Genomic DNA, 19,069 nt, shown 5'->3' on the forward strand with positions numbered 1-19,069 from the left:
GATTGTCCGGGATGCGACAGACCGCGACATCTATACTCTCAAATGAAAAGCTCATTCCTCCTCACCTAACAAAGAGAATCCGTCTGGAATCTCCTCTCCCTCCTCGTCTTCATCATAAGAATAGTTATCGTAAGGCGCAGAGCTGTCTTCCGGAGGCTCGATCTCCTCCAGATCAAGAGCCTCCCACTCTTCGATCTCATACTCTTCGATATCGCCATCGAGATGCTGAACTTCGACCAGGCCACTCTCTTCGTCAATGGCCACCACTTGAAAAGGCTCTTCCTGACCGATAATACAGTACCACTCCCCAGCCATAGGCAAATCGTTCATTGCCATCTCCCATGTAGCGTGTGATTTGATACCGGATCACATTTTTCTATGTGGAAAACAAATATCTAAAAGCGATCTGCCAGGTCAAAAGTTGTTTTTCACGATATCAGCCTGGGTCTTGAGCTGTCTTTGAACAGAAGAGAAATCACGTTTTCCAGATCCAAACGCCAAAAAATTCACCAACTGGGCTTGCTGTTCAGCTGTCAATTCATCATGAGTTCCCGATATCACCTCGGTCAGCAAAAAAACGACTTGATCGCCATCACCGAGCATCGCTGAGCCGATCTCTACACTACCTGAAACTGGAATTTCCGCACGAAAAACCGATTGAAGAAGTTGTGGATCAAGGTCTTGACCACCACTTCTCAGCACCTTCGAATAGTGCCTAAATTTCAAACCCGCGTTCTTGGCCACTTCATCAATGGGTTTTCCTGAGCGCAACTCGTCAATGGACTTTTTCGCCACGTTTTCCGCATGTGTCCTTGCAGCTTCTCTTGAGACAATATTACGAATTTTCTCTGCTGCTTCATTCAAACTCAATTGACGCTGTGGATCGTGGCGCAACACGCGAAGTGCCACATAGTGTCCCTCATCAAGCTCTATCACCTCGCTGTTTTGTCCAGATGACAGCACCGCCTCAGAAAATGCCTGCTCTCGCACCTTGAGATTGGCAGCGATTCCTTCCCCATGATCCCTTCCAAAGGGACCCGCCACTTGCTTTGAAAGCCCGAACCGAACCGCTGGTTCATCCAAATCAGGAGACTCAAAAACCACAGTCGACAGATTTTCCACTTTCTCCCTCAGAATGAGTCGTGCACGTTCCCTGCTCAATTCTGTATGCAGACTGCTCGCAAGTTCATCCAGTTTCGGAATTTTCGAATCACTCTTTTCGAGCAGGCGGATCAGGTGATAGCCAACCTCGGTTTTGATTGGTGAAGAGATTTCTCCCACCTGAAGATTTTGCAGAGCATGCTCAAATTCAGGCGGAAAGACGCTTCCATCCGTTGATCCCACATCACCACCATTTCCAGCACTGCCTTTATCTTCAGAGTATTTTTTTGCAAGTTCTGAAAAATCAGCACCGCTGCGCAGTTCTTCATTGATCTTATCGATCTTCGTTTTTGCATTCAGATCATTTTCTGACGAAGCACGGACCAGGATATGCGCTGCATGCAAGCGCTTCCTCGCAGAAAGTGTCTCGACTTCCTTCTCGTAACGCGCTTTCACTTCATCATTCGATATTTCAACTTCCCTCATTGCCTGATCAATCGTCAACTCAATATATTCAACTGTAACTGCCTCATCAGTTTTGAACTGATCCGAGTGAGCCTCATAATAGCTCTTTATGGCTGGGTCATCTTTATCAATATCTTTGAAAAAGCGTTCGATCGGGATATCCAGAGTCGAAAATGAGCGGCGCTGCTGTACGAGCGCCGCCACATCCTGCCAATCATTTTTTGACTGAAAGCTACTATAAAGGTACGCTTGACTCAGTTGATTCAGAACGAAATCGGTCTTGAGATTTTCATAATAACGCTGCGGAGTAAAACCGGAGCTCTCAATCACCTGCTTGAAAACCGCCGGATCAAATTTTCCATTAACTTGAAACTCTGCTTGAGCAGTGATCAATTGATCAATTTGCGGTTTTGGCGCAGCAACAGACAAACCCTCCGCATAACCAGAAAGAAGCTTTATATCAATCAATTTGTCAAGAACCTGCGAAGCAAGCACGGCCTCATCAATCTTTGGAACGACCCCTTGGTTTCGATAGATTATATTTCTTTTTTCAAGTTCAACAGCATGCCTGAAAGTGCTCTCAGGAATATCCAATCCATTCACAGTCGCAATCACGGACTCCGACTTATACTGCACCAAGGTCTCAATGCCAAAAAACACAAAGGTCAATACAATGAATCCGACTATTGCTTTCGAGACAATTCCGCTCAAGCCGTCTCTGATATTCTGCAACATAACCAAATCGCTTCAAAAATAATTAGGATTATATGATCAAAATCGACTATCGAGAACTCAATATATTTTTAAGTTCTCTACTCACCTTGAATGATGGGATATTCTTCGATTGAAAATAACATGATTCGTGCATTTCTGGATCAATTTCCTCGCTTTTCATTCGGCGCCCGACCTTGAAAACACCAAATTCGGGCAACGTTACTTGCTCACCGTTTCTCAGCTTCTCTGCGAGCAGCTCTGTCATCGCATCCAGAGTTCTGAAAGCTGCCGCTTTGGAAACCCCAGCAGCCACGGCAACCGAATCAATTAGAACAGATTTATTCATACATACAACTCTTCATAGCTTTACAGCGGTGTAACGTCCGCAACACAAGACAGAAATCAATGTGGCCTGATCGCTTTCTTATCCACCCTCTTCGCCTTTTTAATTACCGGATCCTGAATTTCATCCTCTCTATTTTCATTGGACAAGGGCAATGGCTGCCTCGTCAATGCAATTTGCAAAACTTCATCGATCCACCGTACCGGCCTGACCTCCAACTCGGACTTGATATTATCCGGAATTTCTTTCAAGTCCTTCTGATTGTCAAAAGGTATGATAACTGTACGGATCCCAGCTCTGTGCGCAGCCAGGAGTTTTTCCTTGAGCCCTCCAATGGCAAGCACCTGTCCTCGCAAGGTGATCTCACCCGTCATCGCCACATCCGCGCGAACCGGAATGGTTGTCAAAACTGAAACCAGCGCCACACACATCCCTATTCCCGCACTGGGACCATCTTTGGGTGTTGCCCCTTCCGGAACGTGGATATGCACATCGCACTTTTCGTAGAAATCTTCGGAAATTCCAAATGCCTTGGCTCTGCTTCTGACAACGGTGAAAGCAGCCTGTATCGACTCTTGCATGACATCGCCCAAAGAGCCTGTATAGAGCTGTTTTCCCTTCCCAGGAACAGACGCAGCTTCAATGGTCAGAATTTCTCCACCCACTTGGGTCCAGGCCAGACCGCTCACTTGGCCAATTTGATCCTTTTCTTCAGCTCGACCAAAACGGAATTTTTGCACCCCAAGAAAATGCTCCACGCCGTCAGCATCAAGCTTGGTTGGATCTCTCTTCTCTGTTGAAATTGCACTCTCATAAATGACCTTGCGACAAATTTTCGCGATCTGCCGCTCAAGGCTCCTTACGCCCGCTTCACGCGTATAGTGGCGAATGATCTCCTTTAATCCTGCCGTTGTAATCGTCAATTCATTCGCTTTGAGCCCACTCGCCTTCATCTGTTTCGGCAACAGATGGCGCTCAGCAATGCTGATTTTCTCTTCTTCTGTGTAACCCGGAAGCTGAATAATCTCCATTCTATCCAGCAATGCCGGCGGAATATTCATGCTGTTAGAGGTACATATGAACATCACTTCAGAAAGATCATAATCGACTTCGATATAATGATCATTGAAAAGGTGATTTTGCTCCGGGTCAAGAACCTCAAGCAGAGCCGAGGCAGGGTCGCCGCGATAGTCCATTCCCATCTTGTCAATTTCATCCAGCATAAAGAGCGGGTTCTTAACGCCAGCCTTCACCATCTTTTGCAATAGTTTTCCCGGCATGGAGCCGACATAGGTACGGCGATGACCTCGTATTTCTGCTTCATCTCTGACTCCACCCAATGCCATTCGCACGAATTTACGATTTGTGGCTCGTGCAATCGATTCTCCTAGCGAAGTCTTTCCGACGCCTGGCGGACCAACAAGGCAGAGTACCGGCCCTTTTAATGAGCGGACGCGCTTTTGCACTGCCAAAAACTCCAGGATCCGCCGCTTGACTTCGTCGAGGCCATAATGGTCGTGATCCAGGACGTTACGCGCAGCACCCAGATCATTTGTAACCTTGCTTCTTTTGCTCCATGGAATGTTTATCATCCAGTCGATATAACCACGAACAACCGATGCCTCTGCCGACATCGGTGACATCGATCTGAGTTTATTCAGCTCGCTTTTAACCTTTTCTCGCGCATAAGCAGGCATTTTTGCAGCGGAGACTCTCTTCTCCAACTGCTCGATCTCGCTGACGGAATTCTCGAGCTCTCCCATCTCTTTCTGGATGGCTTTCATCTGTTCATTGAGATAATACTCTCTTTGGCTTTTCTCCATCTGCTGCTTGACGCGTGTTTTTATCTTTTTGTCGATCTTCTGGAGATCAATTTCTGCCTCCATGATCGCCATCAACTGTTCTATCCTTTCGCTCAATTCAACCAGCTCAAGAAGTTCCTGTTTCTGATTGAGCTCCAGAGAAATATGTGCGGCAATAGCGTCAGACAAACGCCCGACTTCCGAAATATCCGCCAACGAACTTGTCACCTCCGCGGGGATTTTTTTGTTCACCTGTGCGTAGCGATCAAACTGCTCCAAGAGCGATTTCCGAAATAGCTCTTCAGTCCGCGGAGAGATCTCTTTCGGATAGCGCTGGGAAGAGACCGCGGAAAAAAAGTCAACAGCCTTCATGAAGCTTTTTATTTCGCTTCGCTGCTCCCCTTCAACAAGAACTTTCATCGTTCCATCAGGGAGTTTTATCGATTGCAGTACTGTCGATACTGTTCCGAATCGATAAACATCATCTTCCTCTGGCTCATCGATCGATGGGTTTCTCTGCGCAACCAGAAGAATTTTTTTGTCTTCTGAAGCAGCTGCCGCCTCCAGCGCCTTGATTGAACGCGCCCTTCCGACAAACAGCGGAATAACCATTCCCGGATAGACCACCACATCGCGCAAAGGCAGCACTGGAATCAAAGTATCTTCCTGGTCGGATTTCATCTATCTATCCCCACAGTCAATCATCAAGCTCAATTAAACCACAGATCTTTTTTTGACCTTTATAACAAAAAAAGGGGGACATCCGTCCCCACTTTTTCTCTATTCATCCCTTACTGATCTGGAGCAGCACGCTGTTGTTCCAGATTTTCATAAAGCAATATTGGTTCGGACTCATCAACGACAACATTCTCATCGATGACCACTTTTTTGACACCTTTCATTGACGGCAGATTATACATGGTCTCCAGCAGGATGGATTCAAGGATCGATCTCAATCCTCTTGCGCCTGTCTTGCGTTCCATGGCCTTTTTGGCCACGGCTCTAAGCGCATCTTCGCGGAAGTCCAGTTCAACATGCTCCATGTCAAAAAGTTTTGCATACTGCTTGGTCAAGGCATTTCTCGGCTCAGTAAGAATCTTGATCAGGGCAGCTTCATCGAGCTCTTCGAGCGTTGCAATGATCGGCAATCGTCCGACAAACTCAGGAATCAAGCCATACTTGACCAGATCGTCCGGCTCGACCTTCTTGAGGGTTTCTCCAACATTTTTCTTGTCTTCCTTGCTCTTTACCGATGCTGAAAACCCGATTCCACTCTTCTCTGAGCGATCACGAATGACTTTGTCGAGCCCGGAAAATGCACCCCCGCAGATGAACAGGATATTCGATGTATCAACCTGGAGGAATTCCTGCTGCGGATGCTTACGCCCACCTTGCGGTGGTACCGAAGCCACTGTTCCTTCTATCAGCTTGAGCAATGCCTGCTGAACGCCTTCACCGGAGACATCGCGCGTAATCGATGGATTGTCCGATTTTCGCGAGATTTTGTCGATTTCGTCGATGTATACGATGCCTCGCTGAGCCCGCTCGACATCATAGTCACATTTTTGCAGGAGCTTCTGAATGATGTTCTCTACATCTTCTCCAACATAACCTGCTTCGGTCAGGGTCGTTGCATCGGCAATCGTGAATGGAACATTCAACAGACGCGCCAATGTCTCAGCAAGAAGCGTTTTCCCGCTTCCAGTTGGCCCCATCAGCAAAATATTGCTTTTTGCGAGCTCAACATCGTCTTTCCCCTTTGGGTTGTGGCCAAGCCGCTTGTAATGATTGTAGACCGCGACCGAAAGGATTTTCTTTGCCAAAGACTGACCAATTACATATTCGTCCAGGGTCTTTTTGATGTCTCTTGGAGTTGGAAGCTTTTCAGCGCTGGACTCATTGCTGCTCTCCTCGATCTCTTCACGAATGATATCGTTGCAAAGATCGACGCACTCATCGCAGATAAAAACTGAAGGTCCAGCAATCAGTTTTCGAACTTCATGCTGGCTCTTCCCGCAAAAAGAGCAATAAAGCAGCTTGCCGCCCTCATCGCCCCTGCCGTTGCGCTCATCAACCATGGGTATATCCTAGCTCAAAAAAATCGGCCGATATAAATCCATTCTTTGCTCGCCATGCAATGGCTGGCTTGCAAACTCATTTTTCTGATTTCAATGAATCGACCCGGTGCTCAAGAACCTGGTCGATGAGTCCGTAACTGACCGCTTCGATCGCGCTCATGAAATTGTCTCTGTCCGTATCTCTTGCAATGGTTTCCAGGTCCTGTTTGGTATGCCTTGCAAGAATCTTGTTCAACCGGTCTCGTACCAGAAGAATTTCGCGCGCATGGATTTCAATGTCGGAAGCCTGCCCCTGGAATCCGCCCAAGGGTTGATGGATCATCATGCGCGAATGTGGCAGGCAGTAGCGCTTTCCTTCCGCACCGCCCGACAGCAGCAATGCACCCATGCTTGCAGCCTGCCCTATGCACATGGTGCTGACATCGGGCTTGATGAACTGCATGGTGTCATAGATGGAGAGTCCGGCCGTCACCGATCCACCCGGAGAGTTGATGTAGAGGTGAATGTCCTTGTCCGGATTTTCTGATTCGAGAAACAGCAACTGCGCCACGATGAGATTGGCCATGTGGTCCTCGACGGGACCCACCAGAAAAATCACCCTCTCCTTGAGCAACCTGGAGTAGATGTCATAGGCCCGCTCGCCGCGCGCGGATTGCTCGACTACCATCGGGACCAAGCCAACATTTTCAATCATCTTCTGTTTCTCAACTTTGCAAAACCGTGATCATTGCCAGGATATCGGCGGCTCACACTTACCCGTTGTGGCCACCGCATGTAGCGCTTTAGCCATTCGCGGCTTCGGACGCCTCTCGAATGATTGCTTCGTAGGTTGTCGCTTCATCGGACACCTGCGTGTTCGCCAACACATGGTCGATTGCCTGATCTTCAAGAACCAAGGCTTCGATCGATGAAATCATCTCCGGGTTCTGATAGTACCACTCAACCACCCGCTCTGGCTCCCGATAGCTGGAAGCCAGCTCCTCTACAAACAGTCGCACCCGGCTTGGATCACTCTTGATCGGCACGCCCTTGATGATTTCGGCCAGAATCAGCCCTCTTTTGACCCGCTGCTGGGCGCGTTCGGCAAAAATTTCGCTGGGGAAATCGCTTTCATGGTCATGGTCGCAGTCGTGCCCATGCCGATGACCCATTTGCTCCAGCAACTGATGCCGCATTTGCTGGATTTCGCTGCCGACCAAGGCGCCTGGCAAGTCGAATGAGTGCGCCTCTTCGAGTGCTTTCATCACTCGCTGTTTGGTGATTCTGCGCAGCGCAGCGTTCATTTCGCGCTCCATGTTGCTGCGCACTTCGGCCCGGAACGCTTCAACACTGTCGCCATCAAATTCGACCCGTTCGAACAGCGCCTTGCCGATTTCTGGCAGCGTCTGCTCTTCGATCTCCTGCACCTTGACCTTGAACCTTGCATCCTTTCCAGCCACGGCCGCGTTGTGGTAGGGCTCGGGAAACTTGAGGTCAAGGGTTCGCTCTGCACCGACTTCGGCGCCGATCAGCCCATCCTCGAAACCGGGAATCATCCGCTGTGACCCCAGAACGATCTTGGCACCGCTGGCGCTGCCCCCCTCCAGCGGTTCGCCATCGACAAAACCCTCGAAATCGACTGTCAACTGGTCACCATTGGCCGCAGCACGCTGGACGGAAGTCCAGTCCGCATTGCTCTTGCGGATGGTCTCTATCATCTTGTCCACGTCGGCCTCGGTCACCTCTGCGCTGAGGCGCTGGACATTCAGCACTGAAAAATCGGCAAGATCAACGGTTGGGTAGATCTCGAAGGTCGCGACAAACCGCAGGTCTTGCGGCTGCTCTGTATCGATCGCCTCAACCATCGGACGCCCGGCCGGAATTAGGTTCTGATCGACGATCGCCTTGTTCAGGCTGTCGTTGATCACGTCGCCCAGCACTTCGGAACGGACCCCTTCACCAATGCGTTCGCGAACCAGTTTGAGCGGTACTTTGCCAGGCCGAAAGCCGTCAAGACGCATGGTTCTGGCTGCCTTGAGCAGACGAGCACTGACTTCAGTCTCGATGCGCTCGACCGGAACATCAATGGTGAGTCGACGTCCCAGAACAGAAACAGCCTCAACAGAAACCTGCATACCTAAACCTCATGTGACAGATTGAATCGTAGCAAAGATTTTTTGGTGCGAAAGGAGAGACTCGAACTCTCACGTCTTACGACACTGGAACCTAAATCCAGCGCGTCTACCAGTTCCGCCACTTTCGCGATGGACATCCGGGCCTATGGCATGGAGCAAGGAAACCGTGGCAGTCGAACTCCCGGACGGTGTCCGGCGTGGGTCGGCACGCGAGTTCAATCAGCAGCACCCATCAGGCCGCTCCGAACGGCCTGCCCGCCCGGATGACAGCTTTTTTTGAGTCTCTCACAATCGATGACCGCTCACAAGAATATGGTCCCGCGTACACACCATTTCAAGAGCGAACCGCAAGTGTGCAGACACCTGCTCCTGCGCGACTCGTCTTTGCACGGCCGCATCTGGAGTCTCATCAAAAGAGCCCGCCCAGTGCCTGAACCAGTCCGGCCTCGAGCGCCGGCAACGCGGTCTCAAGCTTCAGGTTTGCCTGGTTGGCGCTGCTGACGATGCGTGTACGATAGCTCTTCCACTGGGTGGGCGCGGGGGTCACGGACTCCTTCAGCTCGGTGCTGGTGCCCTGCTTCAGCGTGGTCGACTGCTGCTGCGAAACCTGCTCTCCTGCTGCCAACCGCTGGCGAATCTGCAGATCGGTGACGATGGTGTAAAGCACGTCATCGACCATCGCATCACTCAGAACACTGGCTGCTCCAGCCAGCACGCCAACACCTGCCGCTTCACGGTTGCTGCTGCCGGTGGCGCTGGCCAATACCGCACCGGCCACCGCACCGCCGAAGCCGGAGGAGATGGCGTCGGACGAACCGCGCAGGTCGGAACGCCCCACCTGCAGGATGTTGGCCTGCAACAGGAAGGTGGCTTCATCCGGATTGTCGGTCAGGCGATAACCCCGTGCGCTCAGCCGTTGCCGTACCGCTTGCTCGACCTGCAACTGCTGATCGGTGGTGTTGCGAATCTCGACAAACACCACCCGTTTTTCGGGTGCGACCGGATCGAGAAAGATGGAGTCACTCATCTTGGTCTGCGTCACCAGATCGCGCTTTTTGACTGCGGTGTAGCCGGCACCACAGCCCTGCAGAAACAGGGTGAAGAGGATCAGCAGAGCTCCTGCCAATTCCCGTGAAAAAAAGGCAGAAAATCGACTGAGAGATGCATTCATGACTGTTGCTGCTCGCTGGGGATGAGATGCGATGCGAAGAGCGCGGTGCAGCGGCCCGATCAGCCCTGTTGCGGAGACTTGCGCATCGCTGGATGGACGCTCGACAGGCCTTCGACCTTCAGTCTCCTCGACTGTTCCCGGTTTGGGCTAAAAAGGTGAAACCCCGATCACCCAAGGGTGGGCGAGAAGCAGGATCAGATAGAGTGCTCCGGCAAACAGCAGCCGCCATCCACCCAACTCACTGATCACAAAACGGTTGCGCCCGGCCAGAACCGCACCCAATGGGAGCAGGGAGGTCACTGCGACAAACCGCTGCCAAGGCTCGCCCAGGGTGGCCGCCTTGCGTTGATCGATATGGTACATGCCCAGCGTGGCCAGCAACAGCAAGGCACCAAAGAAGAGCAGCGCGGCAAGGTCTGCATTGGCCAGCAGGTGGCCGAGAGCGAACAGGGCGATGCCCCACTGCACCGGATGGCGGGTGATGCGCAACATGCCGCTGGCCACTTCGGCCTCGGCAAGCTTCTGCTCCTGCCTGACGCTGCTGGGGTTGGGACCGCTGACACCGCAGACGATGAACCACAACGCGACCGGCATCAACAGCAGCGGCAAGAACCGCAAAACGCCGGGATTCCACAGCATCACCGTGTGCGGCGCCTGCACGTAGGCATGGCAGAGCCAGCCGAAGGTGGCGAGCGCAAACAGTGTGTAGGCGGCAAGATAGCCGTTCTCGCCCAATATCCGCACAAGATGCGGGCGCAGCGCCAGACTCGATGGCAGCAGATGTGCAGCGACAAAGGAAACGCCAGCCAGCGCCAGCGGGATGAATTCGGCGTTTTCCATGATGCACTCCTCATCAATGAATGGCGCGCACGCTGCGGTTACACCTTGCGCTCGAGACCGGCCCAATAGGGTTCACGCAGTGTGCGCTTCATCAATTTGCCGGTTTCGGTGCGCGGCAGTGTGCTCACATAATCGAATGACTTCGGCCATTTGTAACGGGCCAGACGCCCTTCAAGAAACTGTTTCAACTCATCGGTGAGCCGCTCGCCCGGTTCGGCCCCGTCGCTCAATTCGATCACCGCCTTGATCGCTTCGCCCCATTGCGGATCAGGCACGCCAAAAACAGCGACATCGCGCACCTTGGGGTGCTGCAGCAGCGCGCCTTCGATCTCAGCTGGATAGATATTGACCCCGCCGGAGATCACCATGTCGGATTGACGATCGCAAAGAAAGAGGTAGCCCTCCTCATCCAGATAGCCAATGTCACCGGTGGTGAAAAGTTCTCCACGGCGACTGCGCTGCGTCTTTTCGCTGTCCTTGTGGTACTCGAACTGGGCAATGGCTGTACTCATGTAGATCAGACCCGGTGTACCCGCCGGCAGCTCGCAGCCGGACTCATCGAGAATCTTCACCTGCGACACGGGCCAGGCCTTGCCAACCGTGCCTGGCCGCTGCAGCCACTCCTGCGAGGAGCAGGAGGTGCCACCCCCTTCGGTTGCGCCATAGAGTTCGTGGATGACCGGTCCCCACCAGTCGATCATCCGCTGCTTGCTGCCCACCGGACAGGGTGCCGCCGCATGAACCACATGGGTCAGACAGGAGAGGTCATAACGCGCCCGCACCGCTTCGGGCAGATCGAGCAACCGTTCGAAGTGGGTGGGCACCAGGTGGGTGGCGGTGATGCGGTGACGGTCGATCAGCGCCAACACCGCTTCGGCCGTCCATTTGTCCATGATGACCAGACTCTGTCCGGCCTGCAGCGCCGCCATGCCGAAGCCACTCGGTCCGGAGTGGTAGAGCGGTCCCTGCACCAGATGAGAACCGCTGCCGACGCTGCCATTGAACAGCAGGCAGAGAAAGGATGACTTGAAGGCCACCTCTTCAGGCGACTCTTCGGGCAATTTGCGCCGGACCCCCTTGGGTTTGCCGGTGGTGCCCGAGGTGTAGAGCATCAGCGCGCCAGAGGTCCGTTCGGCCGGTGGCGTGATGGGCTGCCCTGCCAACAGGCTTTCATAGTCGTGAAAGCCCGGCAACCCACCGATGCCGAATCGCTGCGCCGGATCGAAATCGAGCGACTCGACGGCAGCCGCAAGCGCCTCGCCATAACGGCGATGCCCGATCAGGGCACGCGCATCGCAGTTGTCGATGATGTAAGCGAGTTCGGCACCGACCAGATGGTGGTTGAGCGCCACCATGTAGAGTCCGCTCTGAAGCGTGGCAAGAAAGATCTCCAGCCATTCGATGCCATTGGGAATCACCACCGCCACCGCATCGCCACGGCGGTAACCCAGTGCCCGCAACCCATGAGAGAGCTGGTTGACGCGGGCATCGAGTTCGGCAAAGGTGAGTTGTCGACCGTCTGGCCCGATGACTGCGGTGCGCGCAGGAGTCTGCTCGGCCCAATGCCAGAAGTTGTGCAAAGTCATCATGTTCACTCCCTGATGGATGATGCACCTCCCTGCCGAACCATGCAGCACGGCCCGGCAACTTCCGGAAGTGTGATGCCACACCCGCGGGGGGCATCCTCGATCAGCCTGTTTTTATCGCTGTTGTCAGGCAGGCCGAGCCTACCAAATAGTCTTGCCCGAGGCGACCCTTGCGCCGTTTGAGAGTCAGGCTTTACGCAAAGCAAATTTGACATTGCCATGACCGAAGCGGATCGGTGACAATCAAAAACTTTGCTGGTGGCTGGTTGCGGCCACTTTCCTCAACCACAGGATGTTTCATGAAAGAGCTGCACGACCAACGCTTCACCTCGGTTGCCGAAATCGAGCGTGAATTTTCCAACGCGGGCTACATCTGCAACCGCGAGATCGCCACCGCCATCTACATCGCCTTCAATCTGCACAAACCGATTCTGGTCGAAGGCCCCGCTGGCGTCGGCAAGACCGAGCTGGCCAAAACCACTGCGTCGATCCTCGATGTGCCGCTGATCCGCCTGCAGTGCTATGAGGGGCTGGATGAGTCCAAGGCACTCTATGAGTGGAAGTACGGCAAGCAACTGCTCTACACGCAATTGCTGAAGGACAAGTTGAATGAACTGCTCGGCACCACCCACTCGCTGGCCGAGGCGATGGGCAAGCTGCGCCAACAGGACGACCTGTTCTTCTCCGAGGAGTTTCTCGAACCGCGACCGCTGTTCAAAGCGCTGCACGAAGAGCGCGGCTGCGTGCTGCTGGTGGATGAGATCGACAAGTCCGACCATGAATTCGAGGCCTTTCTGCTCGAAGTGCTCTCCGACTTCCAAGTGTCGATCCCCGAGATCGGCACCATCGAGGCCCGCGTCAAGCCGATCGTCTTTCTGACCAGCAACAACAACCGGGAGATGAGCGATGCACTGAAGCGGCGCTGCCTGCACCTGAGCATCCCCTACCCCGAACCCGAGCTGGAGCGGCGGATTCTCGAAAGCCGGGTCCCGGGCCTCTCCGAGCGGCTGCGTGAGCACTTGGTCAGCTTTGTTCACCAGGTGCGGGCGCTCGATCTGAAGAAGCTGCCCTCGATCAGCGAGACCATCGACTGGGCACGGGTGCTGGTGCTGATGCATGCCGAATCGCTCGAACCCAAGCTGGTTCAGGAGACGCTCAACACCATTCTCAAGTTCCAGGATGACATCGAAGCGGTCAACGAGCAGCTCGATGCACTGATCGCCGACAGCGAGCAACCCATGGCCAAGACCGGAGGATAAGCCGTGCAACAGATGCTTCAGGATTTCTTCAAGGCCGTTCGCAGCCACGACATCACCATCTCGGCGGCTGAAAGCATCGAGGCCAGTCGCACGGCCGAGCTGATCGGCTTTGACGACCGCGAAATCCTGAAGCTGGCGCTCTCGGTCACCCTGGCCAAGAGCGTCGATGAGAAGGCCCGTTTCAACGACTGCTTCGATGAGTTCTTCACCTTCAACAGCTTTCAGCAGGGTGAGGAGTCCGCCAGTTCCGCCAGCCCCGCCAAGGCGCCGGCGAACGAAAGCCAACCCCCTGGCCAATCCGCCGAAGAGCAGGTTGCCAGCCACTACGAGGGCAAGTCCGAACTGGTGAAGATGGTGATGGAGCGCAACCGGGTCGCCCTTGCCAATGAGATGAAGCGTGCTGCCCGCTCGGTGGGCGTCACCGACATCTGGCTCTTCACCCAGAAGGGGATCTACACCCAGAAGATCCTCAAGGAGATGGGGATGCAGGAGATCAACCAAGAGATCGCCGAGCTGGCCAACACCACCTGTCCGCGCGGCAAGGCGCAGGCCGCGCTGCTGCGTCAGGTGCGCAAACTGCTGCTCGAAGAGGTGCGCAGCTTCGTCGAGCAGCAACTTTCACTCTACGGCAGCGGCACCAGCAAGCGGCTGCGCGAAGAGTTCCTGATGAACACCCGGCTGTCGAACATCGAACGGCGCGACTTTCACCGCATGCACGAGATCGTTCGCCGGTTGGCGAAGAAGCTGAGCGACACCCATGCCAAGAAGCGCAAGCAGACCCAGCGCGGGGTGCTCGATTTTCGCAAGACCATGCGCCGCAACGTGGCCTACGACGGGGTGATGTTCGAAACCTACTGGAAGACCAAGAACCTCGAACGGCCGCGCATCGTCTGCATCTGCGATGTCTCCGGGTCGGTGAGCGCCTATGCGCGCTTTCTGCTGCTGTTTCTCTACAGCCTGAACGACGTGCTGATGCAGATCGACAGTTTTGCCTTCTCGAGCCATCTGGTCGATGTCAACGACATCTTCAAGGAGCATCCGGTCGAGCAGGCCATCGAACTGGCGCTCAAGGAGGCCGGCGGCGGCTCGACCGACTATGGTCAGATGCTGCGCGACCTGAAGCAGAACCGCATCGAAAACTCCGACAATCTGCGCAACATCGACCACCGCAGCACCGTGATCATTCTGGGAGATGCCCGCAACAACTATGGCGAACCGCGCCTGGATGTGATGAAACTGATCTATCAGCGCGCCAAGCGGGTGATCTGGCTCAACCCGGAACCTCAGATAAGCTGGAACACGGGCGATTCAGTCATCGGCAAGTACCGTCCGTTCTGTCACCTGGTCAAGGAAGCCAACACCATCAAGCAGCTCGAAGGGCTGGTCGACAACATCCTCAAGCACTCGCTGGCTGGCTGACACGCCATTCAGGAGAGGGAACCGAGGTTGAACGGAAAGGGATCGTAATCAATCTCGATCACCTCGTCCGGCAAGGTTGAATCGACATCGAGATCACCCTCCAGCTGAAAGTGGTCACAACTGCCGCTGCGGGCGATCATCCGTCCGGCCACCGCCTGCTGCGTCTCGATCCGCTGCACAAAAGCCAGTCGCACGGTGCGATCAGAGCGGTAGATGTGCGGCTGGGCGATCAGGCTGAATGGCAGTGACTCTCCGGGTGCCCGCACCAGCAGCAGCGCCGGACGCTGCGAGGCCGAGAGTGTGCTGCCATCGAACTGATCGAGCTCGACTGGCTGGGTCGTGCTGTGCAGATACTCCATGCCAAAACTGATCTCGCCACGCGGACTGCGTTGCTGCCAGCGCACCCAGCCCAGCATCGGCCGCACCGGGTCAAAGCCGTCGCGCTTGGCCAGCAGCACCAGCTCGCCGACTGCCGGCAGGGTACCCCGGTAGTCGGTTGGCAACCGCAATGCGGCCCCGCCGTCGCTTTCATTCTCCATGACCGCATCGAACTGCAACTGCGTCGAAGTCTCTTGCTGACCGGTCACACTCCCACGCAGACAGCGATAGATCGACATGAAGCCAACTGTCAGCGTCACCGTCGTCTGGCAGGCATGCCGTTCGGCGCCACGTTGCCGTTTCTGTGTCCAGCGCTCGAGCAGGTGGTCGAGTAGCCGCAGCGCCTGATCGGTCGAAACCTGTGCCTCGAAACCGAGCGCCTGCACGGACTGTTCGCCGGCAGCGAGCTGAAAACGGTGCTGCTGCACCTGCTCGAGCAGCGGGCCGATCTCCAGCCCGCGCAGATCGACCGCCATCCGGCTGGACTGACTGAATGAAGGGGGCTGCATGGCAGGATCCAGGCGCACCAGGCTGCACCAGCGGGCCAGATAGGATTGCAGCAGCCAGTGCTCATTTGCCGGCAGCGCATAGGGATCAGCGGCGAAGGTCAGCACAGTGCGCAGGTAAAGGCCATGCAGATTGGTGCCCGCAGCACCGTCGACCTCCCTGAACTGACGGTTCTCGACCTTGATCCGCTCGGCATGGTGAAACAGTCGGTGGAACTCCCCCCACAGGCTCTTGGAGCGAGCGCGGCGCAGATCGAGGCAGAGCAGAAACTGCTGACTCAGCGCGGTGATCGCACCGCGCAATGTCACTGCCTGCTGTTCAACCGGCGCGAAGGTTTCGATCTGTGACAGCAGCAACCGCTTGTAGCCAAAACCAAGCTCTTCAGTCAGCCGCAGCAACCGCTCGGACTGCCCATCATTGCTGCTTGCGGCCATACCAATCTGCCGTCTGGCTGCGCGGTACTGCACCAGCAGAAACTGCTGACAACGGCCAGCGCAGTCGAGCAACAATGCACGGCTTTGATCTTCCATCGGGATGCGGTTGGACCGTCTGACCAGATCGAAGACATCACTCATCAGCCGCTCTGGCTGACGCCCGGCCGGATCATCGAGCTGGCGCATCAGTTGGGTCAGATCGAGCGTGTTATCATGGCTGCCCCAGATCAGCAGCGGAACAGTCAGTTGCAGCGCGGCAGTGGGGCTTGCTTGGGTGATGTGGTTCATGGGCGGTCTGAAGAGGATGCGAAAGGCATTGGGTCATTCAACTATAGTCACTCGTCAGCGGCTTTGCTGGCCTCTCCGCCTTCTGCTGCTGACCGCACTTCTGCTCGTCGGCTGCGGTATGCAGCCCGATTTTGTCGACGCCAACGGCCGCAGCGGCCGTTTCAGCGATCACGCAAGCCAGTGGCTGCTGATCAACTACTGGGCAAGCTGGTGTGCGCCCTGCCGCGAAGAGATGCCTCAGCTGAACCAGTTGGCCAAAGAGCGCAGCGACCAGTTGGCGCTCTTCGCCGTCAACTTTGACCAGCTCGCCGATGACGAACTGCGTAAACAGGCGCAGGCGATCGGCATCGAATTCCGCGTGCTGCGCACCGACCCGATCCAGCAGTTCGGCTACCAGCGTCCGACCGTGCTGCCGGTCACCTATCTGATCTCGCCCGACCGCCGTCAGACCATTCAATTGCTGGGGCCACAGAACGTGGCATCGATCGAGGCCGCCCTCGCCAAGGCCAGCGCAACGCCCTGATGCCCCAACCGCCATCGAGACTCGAAACGCTGCTGCAGGGCCATGCGGCCGCCCGGATCGCCGGCGCCGATGAAGCCGGTGCCGGACCGCTGTGTGGCGACCTGTTTGCCGCTGCGGTGATTCTCGACCCCGACCAGCCACTGTCCGGTCTCGATGACTCCAAGCGACTGAGCGAACAGCGTCGCGAACAGCTCGCCGAACAGATCGGGCGCCATGCCATCGCCTTCGCGGTGGCACGGGTCACGGTCGAGGAGATTGATCGTCACAACATCCTTCACGCCCGCATGATCGGTCTGGCGCGGGCGGTGGCACTGCTCGATCCCGCACCGACACTGGCGCTGATCGATGGCAACCGGCTGCCCGGGCAGCTCTGTTGCCAAGGTGAAGCAGTCGTTCAGGGAGATCGTCTGATTCCGGCGATCATGGCGGCCTCGATTCTGGCCAAGGTGACGCGTGACCGCGAGATGCGCCAGCTCGATCAGTACTATCCAGGTTATGGCCTGGCGCGGCACAAGGGTTATCCCACCGCTGCCCATCTAGCCGCCCTGCAGCGGTTGGGCCCCACGCCGATCCATCGGCGCTCCTATGCACCCGTCAGGCGATTGCTTGAAACAGGCGCTGAATCACCCTGAATTCAGGCGGCGAGGGCCGCGCCGAGCTCTTCGATCAGCGTGATCTGATCGAGCATCGAGCTGTGGATGTCGTTGATCTGCTGCGACGAAAGACCGAGCCGTGCCAGCGGCGCGGTCGATGCCGGGCCGAGCTGCTCGTGCCCCAGCAGATGCGCGGAAAACATGTCGGTAGCCAGCAGCAGGGTTGCATGGTAGAGCGCATGTTCGCCGGCATAGTCACGCGCTTCGTAGTGGGCGACCACCGCCTGCAGTTCGGCGGGCATGTTCCACATTTGCAGCATCCATGCGCCCAGACGGGCATGGCCAAGCCGCAGCGCGTCGGCACCCAGCCCTTCACTGAGAATGCGCCGTTCCAACTGATGGAGCGGCTCCTCGGGCGAGACTTCGGCCAGTTTGCCAAGCATGCGCAGCTCAGGCAGAAACAGATGGCCCAGCATCAGCAGGCCGAACTGATGCAGCAGCCCCGTGAGGTAGGCCAGCCCGGCGTCGACACCCAGCGTCTTCGGCAATCGTTGTGCAATCATCTGACAGGCGGTGGCGCAGAAGATCGCCCGCAGCCAGAATCTTTTCAGCCCGAGCGGCCCCTCCTCGGGAATGCGAAAACTTCTGGAGACCGCCATGCCGACCGCAATGTGGGTCACCATCCGGTAGCCCAACACCCGCACGATGGCGACATCGATGCTGTTGATCTTGCCCTGATAGGCATAGGCCGAAGCAGAGGCGGTCTTCATCACCTGGGCGGAGATGGCGGGATCCTGAGCGACCAGCCGCCCCAGTTCGGCGGTGGAGAACTCCGGGTCGCGCACCAGTTGCAGGATGCGCAGTGCCAGATCCGGCATGGCTGGCAACCGTCCGCTGCGTTCGATCTTGCGCTTGAGTCGCTCATGATCGATCGGAGCCGCTTCACTCTCCGTCGGCTCCGGCGCCACACGCGCCGGCTTGAGGGTGAAATCTCCTTCCAGCACCGCACCATGCAGCCGACGAAACTGATCCCCTTCGAGTTCGATCAGACCCGTATGGTGGCCCGTGGCGATGTACACCTTGGGAAACCGCGCCAGAAAGGCATCCATGACCACGGGCAGGCCATAGCTGGCACCCAGCGCCGGATAGCATCCCGGTTCGCAGTCAGGAAAGAACCGTTCGGAATTGCGCGGTGACAGTGCAGTCAACGGACGTCCGACCAGCCGGTCGAGTCGCTGCATGTCGATCTGATAAGTCAGCGGAGAGACCACCATCAACAGGGTCGTGCCATCGAAAAACAGCTCGGCCCGTGCCACCAGCACCGGGTCGATCAGGGCCAGCCTGGCCACCTCTTCCATCGAACGGCCCTGCGGCTGCTCGATCAGCCGATAGGAAACGGCCTGCTCATCCAGAAACTGTTTCAGTCGCAGCGCGATCACCACAAACTCCCTGTA

Annotated in this window: 16 protein-coding genes and 1 tRNA gene; 4 read left to right on the plus strand and 13 right to left on the minus strand. The window is 55.8% G+C overall.

Annotated elements, in window-relative coordinates:
* Positions 1-51: 51 nt before the first annotated feature.
* The 11 genes from H7A13_07040 to H7A13_07090 form a co-directional block, all read right to left on the minus strand.
* Complete coding sequence (locus H7A13_07040) at positions 52-330, minus strand: hypothetical protein (protein ID MCP5333097.1); 279 nt, start codon at positions 328-330, stop codon at positions 52-54.
* Between the two features lie 84 nt (positions 331-414).
* The gene (locus H7A13_07045; protein ID MCP5333098.1) at positions 415-2,301 is read right to left on the minus strand and encodes a SurA N-terminal domain-containing protein; all 1,887 of its coding nucleotides are present in this window, start codon (positions 2,299-2,301) and stop codon (positions 415-417) included.
* Between the two features lie 46 nt (positions 2,302-2,347).
* Positions 2,348-2,626 carry an HU family DNA-binding protein gene (locus tag H7A13_07050; protein ID MCP5333099.1) on the minus strand — a complete coding sequence of 93 codons (279 nt, stop codon included), beginning with the start codon at positions 2,624-2,626 and terminating at the stop codon, positions 2,348-2,350.
* A 56-nt stretch (positions 2,627-2,682) separates the two neighbouring features.
* The gene (gene lon / locus H7A13_07055; protein ID MCP5333100.1) at positions 2,683-5,106 is read right to left on the minus strand and encodes an endopeptidase La; all 2,424 of its coding nucleotides are present in this window, start codon (positions 5,104-5,106) and stop codon (positions 2,683-2,685) included.
* A 110-nt stretch (positions 5,107-5,216) separates the two neighbouring features.
* Positions 5,217-6,503: an ATP-dependent Clp protease ATP-binding subunit ClpX gene (gene clpX, locus H7A13_07060; protein ID MCP5333101.1), complete on the minus strand. Its 1,287-nt coding sequence runs from the start codon at positions 6,501-6,503 to the stop codon at positions 5,217-5,219.
* Positions 6,504-6,579: 76 nt separating this feature from the next.
* Complete coding sequence (gene clpP / locus H7A13_07065; protein ID MCP5333102.1) at positions 6,580-7,197, minus strand: ATP-dependent Clp endopeptidase proteolytic subunit ClpP; 618 nt, start codon at positions 7,195-7,197, stop codon at positions 6,580-6,582.
* Between the two features lie 88 nt (positions 7,198-7,285).
* Positions 7,286-8,617: a trigger factor gene (locus H7A13_07070; GenBank protein MCP5333103.1), complete on the minus strand. Its 1,332-nt coding sequence runs from the start codon at positions 8,615-8,617 to the stop codon at positions 7,286-7,288.
* Positions 8,618-8,660: 43 nt separating this feature from the next.
* Positions 8,661-8,745, minus strand: a tRNA-Leu gene (locus tag H7A13_07075).
* Positions 8,746-9,026: 281 nt separating this feature from the next.
* A complete protein-coding gene (locus H7A13_07080; GenBank protein MCP5333104.1) occupies positions 9,027-9,788 on the minus strand; it encodes a complement resistance protein TraT in 762 nt (253 codons plus the stop codon).
* A gap of 147 nt (positions 9,789-9,935) precedes the next feature.
* The gene (locus tag H7A13_07085; protein MCP5333105.1) at positions 9,936-10,628 is read right to left on the minus strand and encodes an NnrU protein; all 693 of its coding nucleotides are present in this window, start codon (positions 10,626-10,628) and stop codon (positions 9,936-9,938) included.
* A 38-nt stretch (positions 10,629-10,666) separates the two neighbouring features.
* A complete protein-coding gene (locus H7A13_07090) occupies positions 10,667-12,214 on the minus strand; it encodes an acyl-CoA synthetase (protein MCP5333106.1) in 1,548 nt (515 codons plus the stop codon).
* Between the two features lie 299 nt (positions 12,215-12,513).
* Here H7A13_07090 and H7A13_07095 point away from each other — a divergent pair, with 299 nt between their 5' ends.
* Together H7A13_07095 and H7A13_07100 are read left to right on the plus strand one after the other, a co-directional pair.
* Complete coding sequence (locus tag H7A13_07095; protein ID MCP5333107.1) at positions 12,514-13,473, plus strand: MoxR family ATPase; 960 nt, start codon at positions 12,514-12,516, stop codon at positions 13,471-13,473.
* Positions 13,474-13,476: 3 nt separating this feature from the next.
* The gene (locus tag H7A13_07100; protein MCP5333108.1) at positions 13,477-14,892 is read left to right on the plus strand and encodes a VWA domain-containing protein; all 1,416 of its coding nucleotides are present in this window, start codon (positions 13,477-13,479) and stop codon (positions 14,890-14,892) included.
* An 8-nt stretch (positions 14,893-14,900) separates the two neighbouring features.
* On the opposite strand, the gene H7A13_07105 is transcribed toward H7A13_07100, so the two are convergent.
* Complete coding sequence (locus tag H7A13_07105; protein ID MCP5333109.1) at positions 14,901-16,499, minus strand: hypothetical protein; 1,599 nt, start codon at positions 16,497-16,499, stop codon at positions 14,901-14,903.
* On the opposite strand from H7A13_07105, the gene H7A13_07110 reads away from it, so the two are divergent.
* Together H7A13_07110 and rnhB are read left to right on the plus strand one after the other, a co-directional pair.
* Entirely contained in the window at positions 16,498-17,022 is a 525-nt protein-coding gene (locus H7A13_07110) for a TlpA family protein disulfide reductase (GenBank protein MCP5333110.1), read from the plus strand. The two genes, H7A13_07105 and H7A13_07110, sit on opposite strands and share 2 nt — an antisense overlap.
* On the plus strand, positions 17,022-17,654 hold the full coding sequence (gene rnhB / locus H7A13_07115) for a ribonuclease HII (protein ID MCP5333111.1): 633 nt from the start codon (positions 17,022-17,024) through the stop codon (positions 17,652-17,654). Before H7A13_07110 ends, rnhB begins: the two co-directional genes overlap by 1 nt.
* A gap of 2 nt (positions 17,655-17,656) precedes the next feature.
* Here rnhB and H7A13_07120 read toward each other — a convergent pair whose 3' ends face one another.
* Positions 17,657-19,054 (minus strand): HDOD domain-containing protein, encoded by a 1,398-nt coding sequence (locus tag H7A13_07120; protein ID MCP5333112.1) that lies wholly within the window; start codon positions 19,052-19,054, stop codon positions 17,657-17,659.
* Between the last annotated feature and the right edge of the window lie 15 nt (positions 19,055-19,069).

This window comes from Pseudomonadales bacterium (assembly GCA_024234215.1).
Lineage (GTDB): Bacteria > Pseudomonadota > Gammaproteobacteria > Pseudomonadales > UBA5862 > JACKOQ01.

What these genes read in the sequence shown, in the direction of transcription:
- H7A13_07040 (MCP5333097.1), bottom strand. Translation starts at nt 330, where the DNA reads ATGAACGATTTGCCTATGGCTGGGGAGTGGTACTGTATTATCGGTCAG.
- H7A13_07045 (MCP5333098.1), bottom strand. Translation starts at nt 2,301, where the DNA reads ATGTTGCAGAATATCAGAGACGGCTTGAGCGGAATTGTCTCGAAAGCA.
- H7A13_07050 (MCP5333099.1), bottom strand. Translation starts at nt 2,626, where the DNA reads ATGAATAAATCTGTTCTAATTGATTCGGTTGCCGTGGCTGCTGGGGTT.
- lon (MCP5333100.1), bottom strand. Translation starts at nt 5,106, where the DNA reads ATGAAATCCGACCAGGAAGATACTTTGATTCCAGTGCTGCCTTTGCGC.
- clpX (MCP5333101.1), bottom strand. Translation starts at nt 6,503, where the DNA reads ATGGTTGATGAGCGCAACGGCAGGGGCGATGAGGGCGGCAAGCTGCTT.
- clpP (MCP5333102.1), bottom strand. Translation starts at nt 7,197, where the DNA reads ATGATTGAAAATGTTGGCTTGGTCCCGATGGTAGTCGAGCAATCCGCG.
- H7A13_07070 (MCP5333103.1), bottom strand. Translation starts at nt 8,617, where the DNA reads ATGCAGGTTTCTGTTGAGGCTGTTTCTGTTCTGGGACGTCGACTCACC.
- H7A13_07080 (MCP5333104.1), bottom strand. Translation starts at nt 9,788, where the DNA reads ATGAATGCATCTCTCAGTCGATTTTCTGCCTTTTTTTCACGGGAATTG.
- H7A13_07085 (MCP5333105.1), bottom strand. Translation starts at nt 10,628, where the DNA reads ATGGAAAACGCCGAATTCATCCCGCTGGCGCTGGCTGGCGTTTCCTTT.
- H7A13_07090 (MCP5333106.1), bottom strand. Translation starts at nt 12,214, where the DNA reads ATGACTTTGCACAACTTCTGGCATTGGGCCGAGCAGACTCCTGCGCGC.
- H7A13_07095 (MCP5333107.1), top strand. Translation starts at nt 12,514, where the DNA reads ATGAAAGAGCTGCACGACCAACGCTTCACCTCGGTTGCCGAAATCGAG.
- H7A13_07110 (MCP5333110.1), top strand. Translation starts at nt 16,498, where the DNA reads ATGGGCGGTCTGAAGAGGATGCGAAAGGCATTGGGTCATTCAACTATA.
- H7A13_07105 (MCP5333109.1), bottom strand. Translation starts at nt 16,499, where the DNA reads ATGAACCACATCACCCAAGCAAGCCCCACTGCCGCGCTGCAACTGACT.
- rnhB (MCP5333111.1), top strand. Translation starts at nt 17,022, where the DNA reads ATGCCCCAACCGCCATCGAGACTCGAAACGCTGCTGCAGGGCCATGCG.